Raw genomic sequence first — 24681 nt, 5'->3', positions numbered from 1 at the left:
GGGGCCGGATCGTCCTACTGGACGTTCGCGCCGACGACGGAATCCCATCCGCCGGTCACCGCATCCTTGTTGCCGCCCTGCTGGTCGAGCGTCGGGAACACGGCCGCCTCATAGGCTTCGGCCGGCGGCAAGGCATCCAGCAGTTCCTGCGGGATCTTGCCGGACTGGGCGAGGTCGTTGAAGCGGATCGGGTGGCAGTATCCCTTCAGCCAGCCAAGCTGACCCTCGTCGGAATAGAGATACTCCATCCACAGCTTCGCCGCGTTCGGCTGCGGCGCATAGGCGCTGATCGCCTGGACGTAGACGCCCGCGACGACGCCAGACGCCGGTACCACGACCTCGAGCGGCGGGTTGCCAGCCAGTGTGTCGCGCCATGCAAGGCCGTTGTAATCCCAGGCGATCACGATGGGCGTGGCGCCCTGGGCGATGGTGCCCGCCTTGCCGATGACGGGCACGAAGTTCCCGGCCTCGTTCAGCTCCTTGAAGAATTCGAGCCCGGCTTCGCCCGAGCCTTGGCCGGCCTCACCGCCGCGCGCGAGACCCGCCGCCATGACCGCGAGGATCGCCTGGTTCGAGGCGCGCGGATCGCCCGCCAGAGCCACCGAGTTGGCGTACTCGGGCTTCAGAAGGTCTTCCCAGTCCTGCGGCACGTTCTCGACGAGGTCGGTGTTCACCACGAAGGACAGCACGCCGTAATAGTCGCCGTACCAGTGGCCATCGGCGTCCTTGGCGTCGTCGGGAATCGTGTCCCAGGTCGCGACCTTGTGCGGCTGGGTCAGGCCCTCTTCCTTGGCCTGCGGACCGAAGGCGAAGCCCACGTCGAGGACGTCGGGCGCCTGCGGTCCGGTGTTGTCCTTGTTGGCGCGCACCGCCTCAAGCTCGTCCGCCGAACCCGCATCAGGGTTCAGTTCGTTGACCGTGATGTTCGGATACTTCGCCTTGAAGCCCGCAATCACGTCGCCATAGCCGCACCAGCTGTGCGGCAGGGCGATGGTCGAAAGCGTGCCTTCCGCCTCGGCCGCGGCCGCAAGCTCGTCCATCGACTGCGCAAGCGAGGCGACGGGCGTCGCGGCCGCAATGGCCAGCGCCGAGGTCACCGCGATCACTCGCAGAGTTGTCGTTCTCATAGTGGTGTCTCCCTGTTCGTATGCAGCAGCGTCGGCCGGCCCCCCGGCACGAGATCTCGTGGAGTCGTGCAGGCCGCGCAGTGCGCCTACAAAACCCCGGAATCCGGCGCGCCTCAATTGAAATTATGATGACGCTGCCCGGACTTGCCGGGCAGCGCGCCGGATCGCGTCAGTTCTGCCTGTGCCTGATGCGGTCGAAGGACACGGCGACGACGATGAAGGTGCCGATGAACATGCCCTGCCAGAACGTCGAAATCCCTAGCAGGATCAGCGAGTTGCGGATAACCTCGATCAAAAGTGCGCCGACGACGGCGCCGATCGCCGTGCCTTCTCCTCCGTTGAGGTTCGCGCCCCCGATGACGGCGGCGGCGATCACCGTGAGCTCCATCGCCGTCCCTAAATTTGTCGTCACGCTTCCCAGCCAACCGGCCATGAGGATGCCGGCCAACCCTGCGGTGAAGGCCGAGAACATGTAGATGGTCACCTTGATGCGCTTGACCGCGATCCCCGTCAGGGTCGCTGCCTCTTCGTTCGAGCCGATGGCGAAGACGTACTGGCCCCAGCGTGTCCACCGGTAGACGACGGTCATCACCACCGTCAGCGCGATCAACGCAAAAAGCGGATGCGGCAGGCCGAACGTCGATCCGCCCCCGATCCACAGCAGCAGGTCGTGGTCCGGCCCGAACTGGTAGATCATCTTGTTGTTCGACAGCACCATGGCCGCAGACCGCGCCGCCGACAGCATCCCCAGCGTAATGACGAAGGCCGGCATCCCGGCATAGGCGATCAGCGTTCCGTTGATCGCTCCCACGACCAAGGCGACGCCAAGAGCCGCGATGGCCGACAGCCAGAAGGAATACCCTCCCTCCATCAGGACCGAGATCACCATGGCCGTGAGCACGACGATGGAGCCCACCGACAGGTCGATCCCGCCCGAGGCGATGACGGTCGTCATGCCGATGGCGATGATCGCCACGAAGGCGAAGTTGCGCGCGACGTTGAAGAGGTTTCGCTGCGTGGCGAAGCCATCGGTCATGAAGCTGAGGGCGACGCAGGCCAGAACGGCCGCGATGAAGACCCAGAAGACCTGGAGATTGGCGACCCGCGACCAGGACGAGCGATGCTGCGCCCGTCCGATGACCTGCTCGAGTGTATCCGTCATGTCGCTCTCCCTCAGGCGTATTCGATAGCGCCGGTGATGAGGCCCGTGACCTCTTCCGGCGAACTGTCGGCGGCGCGTTTCGCGGCGACGAGGTTGCCGCGGCGCAGGACCGCGATGGTGTCCGCGACGGCGAAGACGTCCGGCATACGGTGGCTGATGAGGATGACGCTGATCCCGTGGTCGCGCAGGTTGCGGATGAGATCCAGCACCTCGGCCACCTGCCGGACCGAGATCGCGGCGGTGGGTTCGTCCAGGAGAACGATGCGCGCCTCCGACAGAAGCGTCCTCGCGATGGCCACGGCCTGCCTCTGGCCGCCCGACATCCGCCGCACCACGTCGCGCGGCCGCGTCTCGGACTTGAGCCGCGCGAAGAGGCCTGCCGAGGTCGACCGCATCGTGTCGTAGTCGATGACGCGGATCGGGCCAAAGCGCTTCATGGGCTCGCGCCCGAGAAAGACGTTCGAGGCCGCGGTCAGGTGATCGCAAAGCGCGAGGTTCTGGTGAACGATCTCGATGCCCGCGCGCTGCGCGTCGATCGGGCGGTGAAACTCGACCGGCTTGTCGTCGATTCGAATCTCGCCCTTTGACGGCCGGTAGTTGCCCGCGATGATCTTCACGAGCGTCGATTTGCCCGCCCCGTTGTCGCCCATCAGGCCCATGACCTCGCCGGGCGCAAGCTCCAGCGAGACGCCGTCGAGCGCCTGAATGGCGCCGAAACTCCGGGATATGCCGGAAAGCCTCAGTCGTGACATCTGTCCTCCTCCCCTTCCGCAGCGATGGCCGGACAAGCCGCCCCTCTCGCGTTCTTGTAGCATCGGAAGCCGCTTCCGCGTCGTCCGAAGTGGAGAATTAGTAGCTTGACGGAATAATATTAGTAAATAGTATTATTATTGAAAAACGTCGACGGCGCCAAGACTGGGGAGGGTTCGGAGTGTCTGCGATCGTGCGTCTGAAGCCGCTCTCTGACGGAAGCGGCGCAGCGGCAGAGCCTTTCATCATTGGCGAACCGACACTGAGCTCCCGCCGCCTTTCAAGGCCGCAGGGCTCCACAGGAATTCGACACCCAGGCACCGCCCGGGCGCACGGATGAACCAGAAACCGGAACAAGACAGGGAGCACTATCAATGAAGACGACCATCGCATATCTGGCCACGGCCACGGCGCTCGTGGCGCTGGCCACCGCGGCGCAGGCACAGGACAAGAAGACCCTCGCCATCGTCGTGAAGGGTCTCGACAACCCGTTCTTCGAACAGATCAACCTCGGCTGCCAGAAGTGGATGTCCGAAAACGCCGACAGCGAATACCAATGCCTCTATACCGGCCCGGCGTCTTCGGCTGACGAGGCCGGCGAGGTCCAGATCGTCGACGACCTCCTGACGTCCGGCGTCGCAGCCATCGCGATTTCGCCGTCGAACGCGCCCGCCATGGCCAACCGCGTTCGCGAGATCGCACCGGACGTTCCCGTGATGACCATCGACGCCGACTTCCTCGAAGCCGACCGCGACCTGCGGACCACCTATCTCGGCACCGATAACTACCTCATGGGCGTCAAGATGGCCGAGGAGGCCGCCAAGCTTAAGCCCGAAGGCGGCACTGTCTGCCTCCAGCTCGGCAACGTCGCCGCGGACAACATCAACGCCCGCGCGCAGGGGTTCCGCGACACCGCGGGCGGCGCCGAAGGCATCGAGCGTCTGGCTGGCGAAGGCGGCTGGACCGAGATCGAGGGCTGCCCGGTCTTCACCAACGACCAGGCCGACCTCGCCAACCAGCAGATGGCGGACACCTTCATCGCGAACCCCGACCTCGACGCCTTCATCCTCGTCGGCGGCTGGGCCCAGTTCGCGCCGCAGGCCTATTCGCAGGTCACGGACCAGGTGATGGACAAGCTTAACTCGAAGGAGCTCATCATCATCGCGGGCGACACCCTGCCGCCGCAGACGCAAGCCTTCCGCGACGGGCGCAGCCACGCCCAGGTCGGCCAGCGTCCGTTCGAGATGGGCTACAAGGCGCCCGACGTGATGATCCAGCTCATCGAGGGTCAGACGGTCGAGGATCCGCTCTACACCGGGCTCGACGTCTGCAACCAGGACGATCCGGGGTTCTGCAAGGACAACTGATCGCAGGACAAGGCAGGGTCCGGCCCCATCGGCCGGGCCCCGCCTCACACGCTCAACACGACGACCCGGGACAACCCCGGTCAGGGAGGAACAAATGACATTCGCAAGAACGTTCGCCACGACCTGCATGGCCGCGGCACTGGCTACCGGCGCTGCGGCGCAGGACAAGCCGCAACTCGCCTTCGTGGTCAACGCGGCTTCGGACTTCTGGAAGCTGGCCGAGGCCGGTGTCGCCGCAGCGCAGGCCGAGCTGCCCGACTATGACCTTCAGTTCCGCTATCCCGCGCAAGGGACGGCAGCACTTCAGAACGCGCTGATGGACGACCTCGTGGCCGCAGGCACCGACGCCATCATGATCTCGTCGGTCGATCCCAAGACGTCGATCGACGCCTTCAACCGCATCGCGAGCCAGATCCCGCTCTTCACCACCGACTCGGACGCGCCCGACAGCGAGCGCATCGCCTACCTCGGCTCGTCGAACACCGACGCCGGCGTGCAGGCGGGCGAGATCGCCAAGAAAGCGCTACCCGACGGAGGCCAGTGCATGGGCTTCGTGGGCTTCCTCGGCGCCGACAACGCCGTCGAGCGCATCGCGGGTTTCCGCCAGGCGGTCGAGGGCTCGGGCATCGAGCTTGTCGACGTGCGCGGCGACGACGTGGACTTCGCCCGTGCGCGCTCGAACGTCGATGACGTGCTGGCGGCGAACCCGGACATCAACTGCATGGTCGGCTTCTATTCCTACAACCCGCCCAAGATCTACGAAGCCCTGCAAGCAGCTGGAAAACTGGGTGAAATCACCGTCATCGCCTTCGACGAGGATCCGGTGACGCTTGGCGCGGTGCGCGAAGGCTCCTTTGCCGGGACGGTGGTTCAGGATCCCTACCAGTGGGGCTATCAGGGCATGCACCTCATGGCCGATTACCTGGAGGGCGACACCTCTGGCGTGCCGGCTGACGGGCTCATCATCGTGCCGACCAAGGTCATCGACCAGTCGAACGTCGACGCGTTCGAGGCCGAACTGAAGGCGCGCATTTCGGGATAGCGGTGTCCTCCCCGCTTGCGGCGGGCTGCGCCGGGCGAGACACTCGTCACGCGCAGCCCGTTTCATCCTGCAAGGAAGATCCGTGACGAAGCCTCCCATCGCGCTCTCGCTGACCGACGTGACGAAGGTCTATCCCGGCGTCGTCGCGCTGGAGAGGGTCAACCTGTCGCTGACCGGCGGCGAGATCGTCGGCCTGATCGGCGAGAACGGCGCGGGCAAATCCACGCTGATGAAGGTCCTGGGCGGCACCATCGCCCCGAACGCCGGAACGATCACCGTCGACGGACACGACCATGCGGCCCTGACGCCCCGCGAGGCCAACGACCTCGGCATCGCTTTCGTCCACCAGGAGCTGAACACCTTCGGCAACCTCGACGTAGCGGGAAACATCCTTCTCGGGCGCGAGATCGTCAGCGCCCCCTTCGGCACGCTCGACCAGGCCGCGATGGTCCGCACCGTGCGCCCCATCCTCGACGTCCTCGGCGCGAAATTCGCCCCCGAGGACTCGGCCGCCGACCTGTCGCTCGCCGATCAGCAGATCCTCGAGGTCGCGAAGGCGCTGTCGATGAAGGCCCGGCTCGTCATCTTCGACGAACCCACCTCCAGCCTCACCGTCTCCGAGACCGCGCGCCTTCTGGGCGTCATGCGGCAGTTGCGTGACGACGGTGTCGCGGTCCTCTTCATCAGCCACCGTCTCGCCGAGATCGAGGAGGTCGCCGACCGGGTCGTCGTCCTGCGCGACGGCAAGAACGCGGGCGACCTGCCGCGCGCGGACATCTCGAAACCGCGCATGGTCGAACTGATGATCGGCCGGAACATCGGCCGCGACGCCTCGCGCATCGCACCGTCGGGCACGGCGCCCGTCCTCGAATTTTGCGCGGTCTCGACGACGGCTTATCCATCCTCGAAGGTCGACCTTACCTTGTACGGGGGCGAAATCCTGGGTCTGGCGGGGCTCGTCGGCGCTGGCCGGTCCGAACTTGCCCGCGTCGCCTTCGGCATCGACCCCCGCAACGGAGGCGAGGTGCGCGTCAGTGGCATCACCCTTGCGCCCGATTCCGTCGCCTCCGCCATCGCCGCGGGTCTTTGCCTCGTGCCCGAGAACCGCAAGGAAGAAGGGCTGATCCTCGATTTCGCGGTGAGGGAAAACATCTCGCTGCCGAACCTCGGCCGCCTTCGCCGCGGCTGGTTCGTCGACCGACCCGCCGAGCGCGACCTCGGCACGGCCTCGCGCGACAGGCTCGGCATCAAGACCGCCACGCTCGACGGCGCCGTCGCCTCGCTGTCGGGCGGCAACCAGCAGAAGGTCGTTCTCGCGAAGTGGCTCGCGATGAGCCCCAAGGTCATCATCATGGACGAGCCGACGCGCGGCATCGACGTCGGTGCGAAACGCGAGGTCTATGCGCTGATGCGCGCGCTCGCAGACACCGGCGTGGGCATCCTGATGATCTCGAGCGACATGGAAGAGGTCATCGGCATTTCGGACCGGGTCGCGGTGATGAGCGCGGGCCGCGTGGCGGGGATCCTCGACCACGACGTGATAAGCGAGCCGAACATCCTTCGGCTGGCAGTAGGCTGACGCAGGACGGGAGACGCGGACGGTGCAGAAGAAGGATATCGGGCTGGCGGTGCTGGTCCTGACGGTGGCGGCGGTGGTCGCGGCCCTGAACCCCAGGTTCCTCTCGCCCATCAACCTCGCCAACACGGCGAACCTGATCGGGCTGTTCGGCCTGTTCTCGATCGCCGAGGCCTTCGTCATCGTGACGGCGGGCATCGAGTTGTCGGTCGGCTCGGTCATCGCCCTTCTCGGCGTCCTTTTCGTCGACATGATCGTGAACCAGGGTGTGCCCTGGCCCATCGCAACGGTCCTCGTGATGGTCCTGGGGGCTGTGATCGGCCTTCTGCACGGCCTCCTGGTCACGAAGATGAAACTCCAGCCCTTCGTCGTGACGCTCTGCGGCCTTCTGATCTATCGCGGCATCGCACGCTTCTACACCGCCGACGGCACCGCCGGATTTTCCTTCGGAGACAGTTTCCCCTGGCTTGAATGGGTGATCTCGGGCCGCACCTCGGGCGTGCCGCATTCCATCGTCGCCTTCGGAGTCGTCGCCGTGGCGTCGTGGTTCCTGCTGCACCGGACGGTCTTCGGCCGCCACCTCTTCGCTGTCGGCAAGAACGAGGAGGCGGCGCGCTTTGCCGGTATCAACACCACGCGCGTCATCATCCTGGCCTACGTCATTTGCTCGGTCCTCACCGGCCTTTCGGCGGTGTTCTTCGCCATGTACACGCGGTCGATCCACCCTGCCTCGCACGGCAGCTTCTACGAGCTTTACGCCATCGCGGCGGCGGTCCTCGGCGGCTTTTCCCTGCGCGGCGGCGAAGGCTCCATTGTGGGCGTCGTCCTGGGCGTGATCCTCCTCCAGGTGCTCCAGAACCTCGTGAACCTGCTCGGCATCCCGTCGTCGCTGAACTTCGCGGTGATGGGGGGCGTCATCCTGATCGGCGTCATCGCGGACACGCAATTCGCGCGCTACAGAACTGCGAAACGACAGGCGGCGGCGCTTGCCTCGCTGAACGCCGGGCGGGCCGAGCCGAGCGGCGGCTAGGTCTCCTGCCCGCCGTTCACCGCGATCATCTGCCCCGTCAGGAACCGCGCTTCGGGCGAGGCGAGGAAGGCGACCGTCGCGGCGATGTCGTCGGGCGTGCCCATGAAGCCGGCGGGAATCTTCGCCGCCCGTGACGGGTCGTCGGCGTCCACATCCTCGGACCTGATCTGCCCCGGCGATACGATGTTCGCGGTGATCCCCTTGGGCGCGAACTCTTCGGACAACGCCTTTGTCAGACCCCAGACCCCGTGTTTTGCGGCCGAGATCGGGGCGCCCTCGAAATAGCCGTGGATCGCCTTCATCCCGGCGAAGTTGACGATCCGCCCCCAGCCGTGCTCGACCATGCCGGGCAGGAACGCCCGGCAGGCTCGGAAAGCCCCTGTCAGCGCCACGTCGATCACCGCGTCCCAGTCCTCGTCCGTCGTCTCGAGAAACGGCTTGTGCGGACGGCGGGCCGCGTTGTTCACGACGATATCGACCGTCCCGAACCGTTCGAGGGCTGCGGCCACGATCCGCTCGACGTCCCCGGCGCTGCCCATGTCGCCCATCAGAACGAGGGCCGACGCGCCTGCCGCCTGGACCCGACGCGCCGTCTCCTTGCAGGCGTCTTCGTCCCGCGAGCCGTTGACGACGACGTTGCATCCCATCTCCGCGAGACGGACCGAGATCGCGCGACCAATGTTGTGGCCAGAGCCGGAAACGAAGGCGGTGCGCCCCGCCAGAGTGCCGTTCGCCATGCTGTATCCTCCCGATTGCGTGGGATCGAAGTAACGTTGAGGGATTCATCATTCAACAGAATATTGTTGACAATCGACAATCGCTGCCTTGTGATCCGGTCATGCAGAATGCCAATGGCACCCCGGAAACAGCGCAGAGGTTCCGCCAGCGCCCCCTCGTGCAGGAGGTGCGCGACGAGCTTGAGCGCATGATCCTGGGCGGCGAGGTCGAGGCCGGCGAACGGCTGAACGAGATCGTCCTCGCCCGTCAGATGGGTGTCAGCCGCGGTCCGGTAAGGGAGGCCGCAAGGTCGCTGGAGCGTGAGGGGCTCGTCCGGGCCGTGGCGAACCAGGGCGTCTATGTGCGAAAGCTGTCCCTCGAGGATGCACTCGAACTCTACGACCTGCGGGCGCTCATGGCGGGCGAGCTCTGCGCCTCCGTGGCCGCGATGCCTGGCGCGCACATCCGGGCGGATCTGCGCGACCTCGTCGACACGATGGACGACCTCATCGCCGGTGACGACCAGGACAGCTATTTCACCGCGAACCTCGCCTTCCACGACCACATCGCGGCCGTGGCGGGGCTCGAACGCACGCGGTCGCTCTACGTGGCGCTCGGCAAGGAGGTGCGGCTCTTCCGGCTGCGCGTCCTCAACGGGCTGGCCTCGCTCGTCGTTTCGAACGCCGAACATCGCCGCATCCTCGCCGCCATCGAGGCGGGCGACGTCGAGACTGCGCGAACGGAAGGACGGAACCATCACCTGAACGGCAAGCGGCGTCTGCTCGAGACGCTCAATGGATGAAGACCGTCTCGCAAGACGGCACCACAACGAACAAATCAGGGAGGAGGACCCAAATGAACTTCATGGCTCACACCGCCGCGCGGCGGATCTTCGGGACGGCGATGGCCGCGGCGGTCGCCGTGCCCCTCGCCTTTGCCGGGATGGCAGCAGCGCAGGACTACCCGTCTGCGGACGAAACGCTCGACTGGACCATCGCTTTCGGACCGGGCGGCGGCAACGACATCATGGCCCGCAGCATCGTCGAGATCCTCAACAAGTACGATCTCTATCCCGGTGACATCAAAGTGGAAAACCGCGCCGGTGGATCGGGCGCCGTCGGCTGGGGCTACCTCGCCAGCCAGGCCGGGAACCCCTACGGCATCTCGACGACCTCGGGCAGTTTCGTGACGACGCCGCTTCAGGCCGACACGGGCTGGGCGCCCGAGGACTTCACGCCTGTGGCGCTTCTGGCCACGGACGATCTTGTTCTCGTGGTGAACGGTTCATCCGAGATACAGAACATCGAGGAGTTCATCGCCTACGCCAAGGAGAACCCGATCAACATCGGCGGTACGGGCACGGTCAACGTCGACTTCATCGTGCCGACGCTTTTCGCTCAGGCGGCCGGTTTCGAGTTCGACTACGTGTCGTTCAACGACATGTCCGAACAGACGACCGCCCTTCTGTCGAACGCACTCGACGCAATGGTGGGTAACCCGGGCGAGATCCTGGGCCTCATCGAATCCGGCGACCTGCGCCCCCTCGTCTTCTCGGGCCAGAACATCCCGGACGCTCTCGCAGGCGTGCCGACCATGGGCGACATCGGCTACGACATCGGCGTGTCGATGCCGCGCGGCCTGATCCTGGCGCCGGACGCTCCGGCCGAGGCGCAGGAATGGTGGATCGAGACCATGAAGAAGGTCGTCGATACCCCTGAATGGAAAGAATATATCGCCTCGAACACCCTCACGCCGACGGTGATCTATGGCGAGGACTTCCGGACCTTCCTGACCAAAACCAAGAACGGTTTCGAAGAGGTCCTGAAATCCGTCGGCGCGGTGCAGTAGACCCGTCCGGCTAACGCGATCCGGCCACCCCGCACAGGGTGGCCGGCCTTTCCTTCTCGAGGGCAGACATCCATGCGCATCGGCTATCTGGTCGTCCTGCTGGCGGGGGCGGTGTTCTACAGCTACGTCGCCTTCGCCGACCTCAACTTCATGACGCGCACCGGACGGCTGGGACCCGGCTTCTTTCCCCGTATGATCGGCGGAATGGCCATCGTCGCCCTGATCTGGGCCATCCTGGACGAGATGCGATCGGCCACGCCCCAGGACGAGGAGGAGACGCGCTGGTCCGACGTCCTGGTGCTGATGGTGCTGGCGGTCGGCTATGCCGTCCTTCTGCGCCTCTTCGGCGGTTTCGTCGCGACGGTGATCTTCCTTCTGGTGGCGCTCGCCCTGCTCAATCGCGGCCGGCACATCACAAACGTGGCGGTTTCGTTCCTCGTGCCGACGGGCGTCTACCTGCTTTTCGACCAGCTTCTGAACGCGGGCATGCCTCCGGGCCTGTTCGAGATCCTCTGACACACCGCGCCGCGCGCAGCCCCCCGGAGCCGACCCGATGGACATCTTCTCCGACCTCTTCATGGGTTTCTCGGTCGCAGTGACACCGATGAACCTGGTCTACCTCTTCGCGGGAGCGATGGTGGGCATGGTGGTCGGCGTCATCCCTGGCTTCGGCCCTTCGGCCGGCCTCGCGATCCTTCTGCCCGTGACGCTCGGGATGGACCCGATTGGCGCGGTGATGATGCTGGCCGCGATCTATTACGGCGCGATGTACGGCGGCACGATCACCTCGATCCTGCTGAACACGCCGGGCGAAAGCGCCACGGTCGCCTCGACCTTCGACGGCTTCCCGCTGGCGAAGAACGGCCGCGCGGGGCCGGCGCTCGTCATGCAGGCGGCGGCCTCTTTCGTGGGAGGCACCGTGGGCGTCATCCTGATCACCATCCTCGCCCCGCTCTTCGGGCAGGTCTCGCGCAGCTTCGGGCCGCCCGAGTACTTCCTGCTGGCGGTCATGGGGATGCTGACGCTGATCGTGATGATCGGCGAGAACTGGAAGCTGGGCGTGATATCGGCCCTGATCGGCTTCGCGCTCGGCACCGTCGGCGTCGACCTTGAGACCGGGCAGAGCCGCTATACCTTCGGGTCGGCCGAGCTGATCGGAGGCATCTACTTCATCCCCGTCGCCATCGGCCTCTTCGGCCTGGGCGAGCTGTTCTACGCCTTTTACAACGGCCTGCACCGCACCGGGACGGGCGGCATCGTGCAGTACGACAAGGAAGAGAGGTTCTGGCCGACGGCGCAGGACTGGATCTCGACCCGCTGGACCATGGTGCGCGGGTCGATCCTTGGCTTCGTGGTCGGCGTCATCCCCGGCGCCGGGGCGACCATCGCCTCGCTCATGGCCTATTCCCTCGAACGCTCGATCTCGAAGGCGCCCGAGAAGTTCGGCAAGGGCGAGATGCAGGGCCTCGTCGCGCCCGAAACGGCGAATAACGCGGCCTCGTCGGGCGCGATGATCCCGCTTCTGACGCTCGGCATTCCGGGATCGGCCTCGACCGCCGTGCTTCTCGCCGCCTTCCTGCTCTGGGGGATGCGTCCCGGTCCCTTGTTCATGGAGCAGAACCCGGAACTGGCCTGGGGCCTGATCGCGTCGATGTACCTGGGCAACATGGTGCTTCTGGCCATCAACATCTTCGCCATCCCACTCTTCGTGCAGATCATCAAGGTGCCCTACCGCATCCTCGGCCCCGTCGTGGTCGTGATCTGCGCGCTTGGCACCTTCAGCGTGCATTCGAGCTTCGTCGAAACCTGGATCATGTTCGCGGCGGGGTTCGTCGGGTTCTTTATGCGGCTCTACGGCTTCTCGCCCGCCGCGCTGGTGCTGGCGCTGGTGCTGGGACCGCTCGCCGAAGAGGCGCTGCGCCAGACGCTGACGATCTCGCGCGGGTCGTTCATGATCTTCGTCGAGCGCGCGCCGTCGCTCTGGATCATCGGCGTGACCGTGTTCCTCGTCGTCCTTCTGCCGCTGATGGGCCGGTTCGGCAGGGGCTCCGGCGACGCCGAAAAGGCCGGGGGCTGACCCCATGCCCCGCCTCCCCTACGGAGAGGCGGTGGAGCTTGCGGAAGCCGCGTTCCGGCGGGCGGGTGTGAGGGCTGACGATGCCGGTCTTGCCGCGTCGATGCTCGCCGAAGCCGAGGGCATGGGGATCGTCACGCACGGACTGTCGCGGGTCGGAACCTATGTCGGCCGCATCGAGGCCGGCGGGATCGACGCCCGCGCCGTCGTCCCGATCGTCTCGCCCGCCCCCGCCCTGCGACGTCTCGACGGGGCGAACGGCCTTGGCCCGGTCATAGCCGAACGCGCACGCCTCGCTGCCTCCGAGGCGGCCCGGACCTGCGGCGCGGGCGTGGCGGTCGTCCGGCGCGTCAGCCACGTCGGCGCCTTGGCTCCGCTTCTCCGGCGTGCGGCCGACGACGGCTTCGCCGCGATCGTCACCACCAACACCGCGCCGATGCTCGCACCGGCGGGCGGACGTGAGGCGCGGATCGGGAACGCTCCCATAGGCCTTGCGGTGCCCGACCCGGGCGGGCGGCACCTGATCCTCGACATGGCGCTGTCGACCGTCTCGCGGTCGCGCATCAGGGCAGCGGCCAAAGCGGGGGAGACGATCCCGGCGGATTGGGCGACGGACGAACACGGGCGACCCACCACCGATCCGTCGCGCGCGCTGACGGGCATTCTGCGCGCCATCGGCGGCGACAAGGGGGCGAACCTCGCCCTTGGTCTCGACCTGATGCTGGCGACGCTGGCGGGTGCCGCGATGCTGACCGAGATCCCGAATGCGGCCGAGACGCCGGACAGCCCCCAGGGGCTTGGACTGATGGTTGCGCTGATCGACGCGGAACGGTTGCGACCTGCTCGCGAACGGGCCGGACGATTGGACGAGGCGCGCACCATCCTGAGCGGGACGGCGCGGGTGGATGAAGGCGTTCCGATCCGGCTTCCCGGAGATCGCGCGCTGGCACGTCTTGCCGAAGCTCGGGCATCGGGTCTCGATCTGTCGGACGAGTGCGTCGCGATGCTGCGCCGGCTCGGCGGCTGAGCGTCAGGCTCCGACGATTTCCTTCATCGCCTGCAGGAACTGCGCCACCTCGGCCTCGGAGTTGTAGTGGCATAGCGAGACGCGCACACAGGTGGCGAGGCCGAGCGGATCGAGGATGTTGCCCGAGTAGTGGTCGGCCTTGCGGCTATGGACGCGGATGCCGCGCTCACGCAGGGCAGCGACGATTTCGGGCGCTTCGCTGCCGCTCAGCGCGAAGGACACCAGCCCCTCGCGGCGCGGGTTGTCGACGCCGCCAACGATGCGGACGCCAGGCAACTCGGCCAGCCCCGCGAGGTTGCCGGTGCCGTAGAGCATGGCGTCGGTCAGCCGCTTCTCGTGGTCGTGGATCGCCTCGCCGGCGGCGACGATGCGCGCGCGGCGGTCGGTGGCGTCGGAGACCTGTCCGCCAAGCCAGTCGAAGTAGGCGACGACGTCCGAGAAAGTGGCGTAGGAGCCGGTGTCGCGCGTCCCCATCTCCCAGGGCGCGCCGGGCGCGTTCATCAGCGTATCGTGCGGCAGAGCGCTCAGACGGTCCGAGACCCAGGCGACGCCGTAGCCGTGGCGCGAGAAGACCTTGTAGGGAGAGACGACATAGCCGTCGATGTCGTAGCTCTCGATGTCGAGACGGCCGTGGGCCGCGTGCTGAATGCCGTCGACGATGATGATGCAGTCGGGCGAGACGGTACGGATCGCCCGCGCTATGGCGGCGACATCGACGCCCATGCCGGTGACCGGCGAGGTGTGGACGATGGTGGCGACGCGGGTGTCGGGCGTCAGCGCATCGGCATAATGCTCCGGTCCGACCGATCCGGTCTCGTCGTCATGCGCGACGACCACATGGGCCTTGCCCGCCACCTTCGCCCATCTGTCAGCGGCGCTGCGCGAGGCCGGATGCTCCATCGAGCTTCCGACGACGCGGCCGCCCTCGGGCGTGCCGAGACAGGCGACGGAGATCAGGCGGAACAGAAGCTCGGTCCCGCTTTCGCCGACGAAGAACTGACCTTCAGGCGCGTTGAAGAGGACACGCATGTCGGCCTTCGCGCGGTCGATGATCTCGACGAGCGCCTTCGACGCCGGATTGTCGCGGCCCTGGTTGTCAGGGATGGCGGCCATCTTCGCCGAGGTCTCGACCACCGACTTGAGGGTCAGCGCACCGCCCGCGTTCTCGAAGAACACCCGCTCGCCCTCGAAGGGGCAGGTGTCGACATGCGCGAAACGGTCGCGGATTTCGGACAGGAGAGCGGGCGAGAAGCCCGTGGCGGCGGTATCCTTCATGGCATCTTCCATGTTGCGGTGGCGAGTGCGGCGAGCTTGCCGTCGGCTCCGGTCAGCCGGCTCTCCATGAACGAGATCGACCGACCTTTCTTGATGAACCGCCCCTCGCAGGTGACCTGACCGTCCATGACAGGGCGGGTGAACTGGATCTTCATCTCGATGGTGGCGCCGGGTCCGGCCACCTTCTTCGCGAGATGGCCCATCGAGATATCCATCGCCGTCGCCATGACCCCGCCGTGCAGCGAGCCCTGCGGATTGCGCAGCATGTCCGTCACCTCGAAGGTCACGCGGCAGCAGTCCTTGTCCGCGTCGGCGGCGTCTTCGGGCAGGTACTCGAAGCCGAGGTCCAGGAAGCGGGCCAGGAAGAACGTCTCGAAGTCCTGCGCGTGGCTGTCGAGCGCATCTTCGAAACGCGCGCGGGCGGCGTCGGCGTCGATGCGCCGGGCATCATCGGCCATGGGTCAGGATCCGACGAACTGCGGCTTGCGCTTCTCGAGGAAGGCGCGGCGGCCCTCGACGTAGTCCTGGCTGTCGAAGCATTCCTTCACGCGGCGGTCGCATTCGGCGAGGTCGCGCGCGCTTTCGTCCTTCAGCGTCTCGCCCACGATGTACTTGACCGAGGCGACGGTCATCGGCGCGTTGCCCGCGATGGTCTCGGCCATTTCGGTCGCCGCGGCCTCGACCTGCCCGTCCGGGACGACGCGGTTGACGAGCCCCATGACGCGGGCCTCCTCGGCGTCGAAGCGGCGGGCGGTGAAGAAGATCTCCTTGGCGAAGGCCGGCCCCACGACGTCGACCAGCCGCTTGATGCCGGGGAAGCCGTAGCCGAGGCCGAGCTTCGCCGCCGGGATCGCGAAACTCGACGAGGTCCCGCAGATCCGAACGTCGCAACACAGCGCCAGCGCCACGCCGCCGCCGATGCAGAAGCCGTCGATCTGCGCGATGGTGGGTTTCGGGAAGGCCGCGATCATGTCGTAGACCCGTTTCGTGGTCGCGTTGTAGCGCGCCACACCCTCCTCGCTCGCCCGTTCGCTTTCGAACTTCGAGACGTCCGCGCCCGAGACAAAGGCTTTTCCGCCCGCACCCGACAGGATCAGGATGCGCACGCCCTGGTCGGACTGGAACCGCGTCACCGCCTCCTCGACCGCTTCCCACATTTCCAGCGAGACGGCGTTCCGCTTTTCCGGTTGGTTGAAGACGATGCGGGCGATATCGCCCGAGCGTTCGGTGAGGATCTTGTCGGTCATGGGTCCGTTCCTAAGTCAGATGGCGCCGGCGGCCTTCATGGCCTCGATCTCGGCGTCGGAATAGCCGATTTCGGCGAGGATTTCGGCCGAATGCTCCCCCGCCAGCGGCGGCGGCATGGCGATGTGGCTTGGCGTGCGGCTCATCAGGATCGGTTGCCCGACAAGCCTCGTGTCGCCGCGCTCGCGGCTTTTCACGGGCTGGGCGAGGCCCAGATGCTCGACCTGCGGTTCGCGGAAGACCTGGCCGATGTCGTTGATCTCGCCCGCCGGCACGCCCGCCTCGTTCATCGCGTCGACCCATTCTGCGGTGGTGCGGGTCAGCGTGATCGCCTCGATCTCGTCGCCGAGCGCGTCGCGATTCTCGGACCGCGCGGGCGCCGTCTTGTAGCGGTCGTCCTCGAGCCAGTCGTCGCGTCCGAACGCACGGGCGAAGCGAACCCAGATCTCCTGCCCCGCGACGGCGAGGTTCATGTGGCCGTCCTTGGTGCGGAAGACGCCGGTGGGGATCGACGTCGGGTGGTTGTTGCCCGCCTGGCCCGGCACCTCGCCGTCCATCAGATAGCGCGCGGCCTGGAAGTCGAGCATGAAGACCTGGGCCTGAAGAAGCGAGGTCTGGACCCACTGGCCCATGCCCGACCTCTGCCGCTCGATCAGCGCGACGAGGATGCCCTGCGCAGCGAAGAGCCCGGCGCAGAGATCCGCAATCGGGATGCCGACGCGCATAGGCCCCTCTCCGGGCTTGCCGGTGATCGACATGAGCCCGCCCATGCCCTGGGCGATCTGGTCGAAACCGGGACGGGCCGCCAGAGGACCGTCCTGTCCAAAGCCCGAGATAGAGGCGTAGACGAGGCCCGGGTTCTCTTTCGACAGCGCCGCGTAGTCGATGCCAAGCCGCGTCTTCACGTCGGGCCGGAAGTTCTCGACCACCACGTCCGCCGTCTTCGCAAGGCGGTGGAAGGCCTCGCGACCGCCGTCTGTCTTGAGATCCAGCGTCAGGCTGCGCTTGTTGCGGTGCAGGTTCTGGAAGTCGGGACCGGAGCGCGGACCGCCCAGTTGCGCCTTGTCGGACGGCGCTTCGATCTTGATGACATCGGCGCCCCAGTCGGCGAGCTGGCGCACGCAGGTCGGCCCCGAGCGTACGCGCGTCAGGTCGAGGACACGGATGCCGCGAAGGGCTTCGCTCGCGACGGGACGCTCTGCCCCTGCCCCGCCCTGGCCGTCGACGCTGTCGGTCCGGTTCGCGGGCTGCGGCATGTTGGCTCTCCCGTGGTGATCCTGCGCTGACTAGAAGTATGACAGCGATTGAGGATAGGCAATATAAATGTTAATTGTTGACAGAATTCAGTTGGCAGGCGAGGAGACGTCATGAGCATCCAGGCCAGGTCCATCGGCGCTGCACGCGCCACCCTTGCGGGCGAGGTCAGGTCCGAGATCGAGCGCATGATCGTCGAAGGCGACCTTGCCGCCGGCGAGAAGCTGAACGAACTGGTCCTGTCGACCGCCATGGGCGTCAGTCGCGGCACGGTGCGCGAGGCGATCCGTTCGCTTGCCGATTCCGGGCTCATCGACCTTATCGCCAATCGCGGCGCCTTCGTCCACGAAACCACCCTGGCCGAGGTGCGCAACCTCTATGACCTGCGGGGCGCGATCTTCGCGATGGCTTGCTCGTCGGCTGCGTCGCGCGTTGCCGAGGGCGACGAGCCGAGACTGGTCCGCGGCATGGACGAGAACCTCGACCGGATGAGGGAAGCGCTGAGGGACAACGACACCAAGGCCTATTACGCGCTGAACATCGTCTTCCACGACATGCTGATGACTGCCGCGGGCAATCCGAAGGCGAAGACGATCTATGACAACCTCGTCAAGGAAATGCACCTCTTCCGCCGGCGCGGCCTGTCCATCGCCACCAACATCGCGCGATCCATCGACGAACACGAAGTCATCCGCGCCGCCGTCTCGGCGGGAGAGGCCGAAGCGGCGCGCAACGCGGCGCTGGACCACATCCGCTCGGGGCTTGGCCGCTACATGAAGATGCTGTCCCAGGATGACATGGCGGCCGGCTGAGAAGGAACGCACCCCGACATGGCCAATCCGCTTTACGACCGCCTCTTCAAGCCGCACGAGGGGCAGGACACGCCCTTCCTGATCCTCGCGGACGGCTCGGTCATCACCCACGCCGCCTTCCTCGAAATGTCCGGATGGCTTGCGGCTGCGCTGTCATCGCTCGGTCTTGTGCCTGGCGACCGGGTGGCGGTCCACGTTCAGAAATCGCCGGAAGCGCTGGCGCTCTATGCAGCCTGCATCCGCGCAGGTCTGGTCTTTCTGCCGCTCAACACGGCCTACACCCCGCGCGAACTGGACTACTTCGTGACCGACAGCGAGGCTGCGCTTTTCGTCTGCGATCCGGGCGAGGCCGAGGCGCTGGCCGAAGTCGCAAGGGGTGCGCAGGCGAAGCTTCTCACGCTCGACGCTGATGGCACGGGTTCGCTGTCCGAGGCAGCCGCCGTGCAGACGTCGACGCCGCCGCCCGCCGCGCGGGGCGAGGACGACATCGCCGCGCTGCTCTACACCTCGGGCACGACGGGGCGGTCCAAGGGGGCCATGCTGACCCACAGGAACCTTCTGTCGAACGCCGAGGCGCTGGTCGAGGCCTGGCGCTTCACATCGGACGATGTCCTCCTCCACGCATTGCCGATCTTTCATGCGCACGGTCTTTTCGTCGCGACGAACACGCTTCTGATGGCGGGGGGATCGCTGATCTTCCTGCCGAAGTTCGATCAGGACGCGGTCATCGCCGCCCTGCCCCGCGCCACCACGATGATGGGCGTGCCCACCTTCTACACCCGCCTACTGGACGATCCGCGCTTCACTAGGGACCTCGTGTCCCACATGCGGCTCTTCATCTCCGGCTCAGCGCCTCTCCTGGCCGAAACCCACATCCGTTTCGAGGAACGGACCGGGCATCGCATCCTCGAGCGCTACGGAATGACCGAGACCAGCATGAACACCTCGAACCCCTACGAGGGCGAACGTCGCGCAGGGACGGTCGGCTTCCCCCTGCCCGGCGTCGAGGCGAAGGTCTGCGATCCCGCCACCGGCGCCGAGGTCGCGCAGGGCGAGATCGGCGTCCTGCATGTGCGCGGACCGAACGTGTTCAAGGGTTATTGGCGGATGCCCGAGAAGACAAAGGCCGAGATTCTCGAGGACGGGTTCTTCATCACGGGCGACCTCGCCCGGATCGACGGGGACGGCTACGTCCACATCGTGGGGCGCGGCAAGGATCTCATCATCTCGGGCGGCTACAACATCTACCCGAAGGAGATCGAGCTTTTCCTCGACGCCCAGCCCGGCGTGAAGGAAAGCGCGGTCGTCGGCGCGCCTCACCCGGACTTTGGCGAAACCGTCGTGGCCGTCATCGTTCCGCAAGACAAGGCCGCGCCCGACCTCGCGGCCATCGAAGCCGCCGCACGGACCGAACTTGCGGGCTTCAAGCGACCCCGCCGCTATGAGTTGGTGGACGAGTTGCCCCGAAACACCATGGGCAAGGTTCAGAAGGCCGACCTGCGCGCGCGGTTCGCGAATACCTTCACCCCCTCCTGACATCGCTCGGAAAAGAAAACGCCCCGGGACAGGCCCGGGGCGTTTGCGTACCGGTGACCCGCGTCCGATACACGGACGCGCGCGCGGTGGGGGATATCGTCAGGCGGCGTCGAGAAGCGCGTCCTCTTCGTCGTCCGGCAGCATGGCCTGGGCCGTCTCGCTGACCACGCCCTGACCCGAGACAAGCGCGTCCCAGAGGTCTTCGTGGCCCGCGCTGACCGCGTCCTGACCGCCGACCGTCTGCACCGCGACCTTGCCCGACCCCGAGGCCAGCTTCAGCGTCACGGTATCGGTCTCGTAGTCGACCACGATCGTCGCGTCGCGCGATCCGAGGCCCGAGACCGATGCCTCGTCGAAGAGACCGATGATCTCGTCGACCTCCATCAGCGTGAAAGCGCTTCCTGCGCTGGCCGAGAGGCCGGCGAGGTTGATCGTCAGGTTCGTGTCGCCCAGATCGGCCCCGGACTTGACATCGCTGTCGCCAAAGGCGCCCGAGCGGAACTCGGAGATCGAGCCCAGGTCGCCGCCCTCGGTGAGGAACTCGAGCGTCGAGCCCGCGTGCATGTCGAGGATCGCCATACCCCCGTCCTCGCCGTCGAAGCCGGCGCGGCCCGCACCCGAGATCGAGAGCTTGTCGCCGCTCTCGACGTCGAACTCTGCGTTGTCGGTGGCGAGGATCGCCTGCCCGCCGGTGACCGACAGGTCGGCTCCCGACATGGCGCCGGTGTTCACGAAGCGCCCGCCCATGACGTCGATGTCGAGGTTCGCGGCATCCCCGCCTTCGGTCCAGAACTGACCGGCCGAGGTGATGTCGAGGCTGCCGGCATAGTCGCCGGTGACACCGCCCGCGACGGTCAGCTTGCCGCCGTAGACCTGAAGCTCGCCGTCCGGCCCGAATTCGAGCTCGTCGATGGTGGCATTGGTCCCGAAGACGACGTGGTTACCGCCCAGGTCGACGTCGTCCTCGGCATAGAGGCCGGGAAGGTCGTCGGTGCTCCAGTTTAGGTGGTTGTCCCACCGGACCCCGTCGCCGAGGTCGTTCGGGATGAAGCGCAGCGTCTCGGCGCCGTCGCGCATGTCGGCCTCGATGCCGAAGCCTTCCTGGAAGAACTTGATGATGAGGTCGGCGTCGACCACGTCATCGAGCGTGCCGTCGGCCTGCGCCCTCAGATAGTCGGCCAGGTCGCCGATCGTCGCCTCGTTCGTGCCCAGAAGCTGCGCGGTGAAGCGCTGGATCGTGGTCGCGTCCATGACGGACGGGTCCAGACCCTCGACGTTCACGTCGACGTCCTTGTCGGGATACTCGAAGGCGCGCGCGCCCATCCAGTTCCAGACGATGGTGTCGTTGTAGTAGGGATCGATCGACCGGTTCGCGTCGTTGATCCAGTACTTGTAGTCCAGCTCGGACGGGTCGTCCGGGTTGGCGAGGTGCGCGACCACGTTGTCGACGAGCGAGGTCATCAGCGCATCGTCCGTCAGGCCGAGCGTGAAGGCCCCGACCATGTCGGCGTCCTTGTGGGCGCCCGAGGTCACGATGTTGCCGCTGAGGAGCGAGTAGTACCCGACGTAGCCCGCGTCCTTGTAGTCTCCGCCGACCGTAGCGAAGGCCGCGTTGTTGTCGATGAAGACGTTGTCCTCGATGAAGCCGCCCGGACGCACCTGCGCGCCGAAGGACGAGGCCCGCATCGAGATCGAGTCGCGGAGCGTGATGTCGGTGTTGTCGTTGCCGATGTACATGTTGTGGCTGTACATCGTGGGTGGCTGCGGCGACGACGCGTCCTGGCCGGTGAAGCCAAGCTCGTAGCCGTTCAGGTCGAAGAAGTTGCCTTCGAGCAGGACGCCGTTGTTGAAGTTGGCGAAGATGCCCTGGGCGCGGTCCCACGACCCCTGCCATTCGGCGTTGACCGGGGCTTCGTTGTGGACGTCCGTGAAGTCGGAGTTGCGGACCGTCACGCCGTCCTGATGCATCACATCCATCTCGACGTATTTTACGCTGATGTCGTCGAAGATGATGTTGCCGCCCGCCTGAGCGAAGAAGACACCGCCGCGGAACTCGAGCCCCTGCACGACGAGGTTGGTGCTGCCTTCGTTGTTCTGGAGGAACTCCTCGGTCAGGATCGGCTTGTCGCCCGAGCCGTAGGCTCCGACATAGAGCGGGTGCAGCGGGTCCTCGCCGTCGGTGTCGCGGATCATCACGCGGCCGAGGTCGTCATAGGTGTAGCCGCGCTCGAACAGAAGCCAGTTCGACGTTTCCGAGCCGCGAGGCGTCGCCGCGTGCCAGAGCGCCATGCCGGCGTCCTCGGCCAGGGCCAGGCCTTCACTCTGGCCATAGGTGCCGTTCGCGAGAAGCCACTCGCCGGTGACCTGGCTTACGTCCATGCCTTCGGCGCGGGCGATGTCGGCCAGCGACAGCGCGTCGCCGGAGCCCGAGACGTAGACCTTGGTGTGGTTCTCGCCCGCCTCGACGACGACGTTGTCGTTCTCGTCGGTCTCGAGCATGTAGTGCGACGTGCCGGTGGCCCAGCCAGCGGCCTGATCGCCCTCGACGCACCTCATGTTGACCGTATGCGTGGTCGTGCTGCCGTCGGCGTGGGTCGCCTCGTAGCGGAAGCTCTGCGATCCGGTGTAGGTCTCGCCGGTCATCACGAGAGCCAGCGTGCCGTCGGGGTTCACCGTGACATGGCCATGCTCAACGTCCGAGATGATGCGGACGGCGGTGACATCGTCGCCCACGGCGTCGAGCGTGTGGGTCCGTCCGGTCACCACGTCGATGGTGCCGTTGACGACGATCGGATCGGTGTCGGCGCCGTCGCTGTTGGTCGACTGGCCGGGGTTCGTGATGTCGATCGGGCTGTCGCTGCCGCCGGTGGGTTCCTCGGCCGGCTCTTCGGTCGGAACCTCGTCGGTCGGCTCCTCGACGGGTTCTTCTACGGGTTCCTCGGTCGGTTCCTCAGTCGGGACTTCGTTCGTCGGCTCCTCGACCGGCGTCTCGTCCACGGGCTCCTCGACGGGCTCTTCCACAGGCTCTTCGGTCGGAACCTCGTTCGTCGGCTCTTCGACGGGGGTCTCGTCGACAGGCTCCTCGACGGGCTCTTCGACGGGCTCTTCCACAGGCTCTTCGGTCGGGACCTCGTTGGTCGGCTCCTCGACAGGCGCTTGGGGCTCCTCTTCGACAGGCTCCTCGACCGGCTCTTCCTCGGTCTGGCTGCCGGTGTCGACCGGGATGGGATCCTTGTCGGGCTTGCCGTTGCCCTTGCCGTTGTTGTCCACCTTGCCGTCAGCGGTCATGCTGCCGTCACCGCCCCCCGAGCCAAAGGCTGCTGCACTTCCAAAGAGGCCGAACAGGATCAGGAGAAAGTTCATTCCTCGACCCTCCCGACAAATCCATTGTGCGGGCGTTTACACGTCACGTTCATTTTGAGAGCTCCGTCCGTTTGGCGCATCGTTTTTTGATTTTTTTGGCCGCACACAGGCCACTCGGAACGCGATCAGATGGGAGCCTGATTGAGGCGTCGCTTGGGGCGTATTGTGACCAAGCGATGGCAATTGGTTCCCGTCGGATCGACCAACACGGCACAGGGCTAGATTTGTTCGGAACCGTCTACAAATGGGGGATTTCCGCTCGGCAATGGACTGCAAATGGGCGGATTGTTGACGGCAAATTGCTGCCATCCGTGCGGCGCGCACACAAAACGGGAGGCTGGTGAGCGGAATTCCGAGCATTAAACCCGGGATTGTTCCCGGGTTTGACCTTGGGTCATTTGCCAATATTGGCAGAAACGCGGCAGGGGAATTGGAATTTGGCGAAAGTGGGGCAGAAGAATCGCGGGTTGTGACCCGCCCTTGCCCCGAATCCGGCGCTTGCGCCCCTAGCGGGCCACACCGATCGCGTTGACGTAAATCGAACGAAGCGTCGTCGTGGCGCAGATGAAGAGCCGATTCTTCTTCCGTCCTCCGAAGACGACGTTCGCTACGACCTCGTCTATGAGGATCTTGCCCAGAAGCGTCCCGTCGGCGTCATAGCAATGGACGCCGTCGCGCGCCGAGGTCCAGATGTTGCCGCCCGTATCGACCCGGAATCCGTCGAAGAGGCCCGCGGTCTTGCTGACGATCAGGTCGGCACCCTCGCCCAGCCTGTCGCCTGTCACCGGATAGCTGCGGATGCGCGGCGTGTGGTCCGGCTTATGCGTCTGCCCGGTGTCGGCGACATAAAGCAGGCTCTCGTCCGGCGAGAAGCCGAGACCGTTCGGCTGAACCATGTCGGTGACAACGCAGGTGACCGCGCCATCGGGGGCGATCCGGTAGACGTTGCGCGACCCGATCTCGGACGGCGACTGGTCGCCCTCGTATTCGCTGTCGATGCCGTAGGACGGATCGGTGAACCATATCGAGCCGTCCGACTTCACCACCACGTCGTTGGGCGAGTTGAAGCGCTTGCCCTCGAACCTGTCCGCCAGGATCGTCAGCGAACCGTCATGCTCGATCCGGCTGACCTGCCGGCCCCGATGTTCGCAGGCGACGAGACGGCCCTCGAGGTCGACGGTGTGGCCGTTCTGGTTGCGGCAGGGCTGCTCGAAGACCGAGACCGCGCCCGAGCATTCGTCCCACCGCATTACCCGGTCGTTCGGGATGTCGGACCAGACGAGGTACTTGCCCGCCGCGAGGTAGGCCGGACCCTCGCACCAGCGCCCACCCTCCCAGAGAAGGTCGATGTTGGCATTCTTGTGGATCAGCTTGCGAAAGCGCTCGTCCACGATCTCGTAGTGTTCGCCAGGCATCGCCGCTCCCCGATCTTGTGCTGGTGCGACTTTGGCGAGCCGTCTTTGGTTGGTCAAGTGG

The 24681-nt window shown here is 66.0% G+C and carries 21 protein-coding genes; 11 read left to right on the top strand and 10 right to left on the bottom strand.

Features of this window, described 5'->3' with window-relative positions:
* Positions 1-14 precede the first annotated feature (14 nt).
* From C8D95_RS14340 to C8D95_RS14330, 3 genes are all read right to left on the bottom strand, one after another.
* Positions 15-1097, bottom strand: a complete 1083-nt coding sequence (locus C8D95_RS14340; RefSeq protein WP_241239910.1) for an ABC transporter substrate-binding protein — start codon at positions 1095-1097, stop codon at positions 15-17.
* A 199-nt stretch (positions 1098-1296) separates the two neighbouring features.
* On the bottom strand, positions 1297-2289 hold the full coding sequence (locus C8D95_RS14335) for an ABC transporter permease (RefSeq protein ID WP_109759868.1): 993 nt from the start codon (positions 2287-2289) through the stop codon (positions 1297-1299).
* An 11-nt stretch (positions 2290-2300) separates the two neighbouring features.
* Complete coding sequence (locus tag C8D95_RS14330) at positions 2301-3041, bottom strand: ATP-binding cassette domain-containing protein (RefSeq protein WP_109759867.1); 741 nt, start codon at positions 3039-3041, stop codon at positions 2301-2303.
* A gap of 372 nt (positions 3042-3413) precedes the next feature.
* On the opposite strand from C8D95_RS14330, the gene C8D95_RS14325 reads away from it, so the two are divergent.
* The 4 genes from C8D95_RS14325 (at position 3414) to C8D95_RS14310 (ending at position 8054) form a co-directional block, all read left to right on the top strand.
* Positions 3414-4406, top strand: a complete 993-nt coding sequence (locus tag C8D95_RS14325) for a substrate-binding domain-containing protein (RefSeq protein ID WP_109759866.1) — start codon at positions 3414-3416, stop codon at positions 4404-4406.
* 94 nt (positions 4407-4500) lie between these two features.
* Complete coding sequence (locus C8D95_RS14320; protein WP_109759865.1) at positions 4501-5448, top strand: sugar-binding protein; 948 nt, start codon at positions 4501-4503, stop codon at positions 5446-5448.
* An 82-nt stretch (positions 5449-5530) separates the two neighbouring features.
* Positions 5531-7027: a sugar ABC transporter ATP-binding protein gene (locus C8D95_RS14315; protein WP_206508346.1), complete on the top strand. Its 1497-nt coding sequence runs from the start codon at positions 5531-5533 to the stop codon at positions 7025-7027.
* Between the two features lie 22 nt (positions 7028-7049).
* Positions 7050-8054, top strand: a complete 1005-nt coding sequence (locus C8D95_RS14310) for an ABC transporter permease (RefSeq protein WP_109759863.1) — start codon at positions 7050-7052, stop codon at positions 8052-8054.
* Here C8D95_RS14310 and C8D95_RS14305 read toward each other — a convergent pair.
* Positions 8051-8791: an SDR family NAD(P)-dependent oxidoreductase gene (locus C8D95_RS14305; protein WP_109759862.1), complete on the bottom strand. Its 741-nt coding sequence runs from the start codon at positions 8789-8791 to the stop codon at positions 8051-8053. The two genes, C8D95_RS14310 and C8D95_RS14305, sit on opposite strands and share 4 nt — an antisense overlap.
* A gap of 101 nt (positions 8792-8892) precedes the next feature.
* On the opposite strand from C8D95_RS14305, the gene C8D95_RS14300 reads away from it, so the two are divergent.
* The 5 genes from C8D95_RS14300 (at position 8893) to C8D95_RS14280 (ending at position 13720) form a co-directional block, all read left to right on the top strand.
* Positions 8893-9573, top strand: a complete 681-nt coding sequence (locus C8D95_RS14300; RefSeq protein ID WP_109759861.1) for a GntR family transcriptional regulator — start codon at positions 8893-8895, stop codon at positions 9571-9573.
* Between the two features lie 53 nt (positions 9574-9626).
* Positions 9627-10619 carry a Bug family tripartite tricarboxylate transporter substrate binding protein gene (locus C8D95_RS14295; protein WP_241239698.1) on the top strand — a complete coding sequence of 331 codons (993 nt, stop codon included), beginning with the start codon at positions 9627-9629 and terminating at the stop codon, positions 10617-10619.
* A 72-nt stretch (positions 10620-10691) separates the two neighbouring features.
* Positions 10692-11135: a tripartite tricarboxylate transporter TctB family protein gene (locus C8D95_RS14290; protein ID WP_109759860.1), complete on the top strand. Its 444-nt coding sequence runs from the start codon at positions 10692-10694 to the stop codon at positions 11133-11135.
* A gap of 37 nt (positions 11136-11172) precedes the next feature.
* Positions 11173-12696 carry a tripartite tricarboxylate transporter permease gene (locus C8D95_RS14285; protein ID WP_109759859.1) on the top strand — a complete coding sequence of 508 codons (1524 nt, stop codon included), beginning with the start codon at positions 11173-11175 and terminating at the stop codon, positions 12694-12696.
* Between the two features lie 4 nt (positions 12697-12700).
* Entirely contained in the window at positions 12701-13720 is a 1020-nt protein-coding gene (locus tag C8D95_RS14280; protein WP_109759858.1) for an Ldh family oxidoreductase, read from the top strand.
* Between the two features lie 3 nt (positions 13721-13723).
* On the opposite strand, the gene C8D95_RS14275 is transcribed toward C8D95_RS14280, so the two are convergent.
* From C8D95_RS14275 to C8D95_RS14260, 4 genes are read right to left on the bottom strand one after another with little or no spacing between them, the layout of a single operon-like run.
* Positions 13724-14995 (bottom strand): aminotransferase class V-fold PLP-dependent enzyme, encoded by a 1272-nt coding sequence (locus tag C8D95_RS14275; RefSeq protein ID WP_109759857.1) that lies wholly within the window; start codon positions 14993-14995, stop codon positions 13724-13726.
* Entirely contained in the window at positions 14992-15453 is a 462-nt protein-coding gene (locus C8D95_RS14270; RefSeq protein ID WP_109759856.1) for a PaaI family thioesterase, read from the bottom strand. The genes C8D95_RS14275 and C8D95_RS14270 overlap by 4 nt, the downstream gene beginning before the upstream one ends.
* A 3-nt stretch (positions 15454-15456) precedes the next feature.
* Positions 15457-16242: an enoyl-CoA hydratase gene (locus C8D95_RS14265; protein WP_109759855.1), complete on the bottom strand. Its 786-nt coding sequence runs from the start codon at positions 16240-16242 to the stop codon at positions 15457-15459.
* A 15-nt stretch (positions 16243-16257) separates the two neighbouring features.
* On the bottom strand, positions 16258-17496 hold the full coding sequence (locus C8D95_RS14260) for a CaiB/BaiF CoA transferase family protein (protein ID WP_109759854.1): 1239 nt from the start codon (positions 17494-17496) through the stop codon (positions 16258-16260).
* A gap of 111 nt (positions 17497-17607) precedes the next feature.
* Between C8D95_RS14260 and C8D95_RS14255 the strand changes: the two genes are divergently transcribed.
* A complete protein-coding gene (locus tag C8D95_RS14255; RefSeq protein ID WP_109759853.1) occupies positions 17608-18306 on the top strand; it encodes a GntR family transcriptional regulator in 699 nt (232 codons plus the stop codon).
* An 18-nt stretch (positions 18307-18324) separates the two neighbouring features.
* The gene (locus C8D95_RS14250) at positions 18325-19842 is read left to right on the top strand and encodes a malonate--CoA ligase (RefSeq protein WP_109759852.1); all 1518 of its coding nucleotides are present in this window, start codon (positions 18325-18327) and stop codon (positions 19840-19842) included.
* A 99-nt stretch (positions 19843-19941) separates the two neighbouring features.
* Here the strand turns inward: C8D95_RS14250 and C8D95_RS22285 are convergent, their stop codons facing one another.
* Positions 19942-23205 (bottom strand): Ig-like domain-containing protein, encoded by a 3264-nt coding sequence (locus tag C8D95_RS22285; protein WP_206508347.1) that lies wholly within the window; start codon positions 23203-23205, stop codon positions 19942-19944.
* A gap of 506 nt (positions 23206-23711) precedes the next feature.
* Positions 23712-24620: an SMP-30/gluconolactonase/LRE family protein gene (locus C8D95_RS14240; protein ID WP_109759851.1), complete on the bottom strand. Its 909-nt coding sequence runs from the start codon at positions 24618-24620 to the stop codon at positions 23712-23714.
* Between the last annotated feature and the right edge of the window lie 61 nt (positions 24621-24681).

It is taken from the genome of Silicimonas algicola, from assembly GCF_003148765.1.
GTDB lineage: Bacteria > Pseudomonadota > Alphaproteobacteria > Rhodobacterales > Rhodobacteraceae > Silicimonas > Silicimonas algicola.
This window is presented reverse-complemented; position numbering and strand designations above follow the sequence as displayed.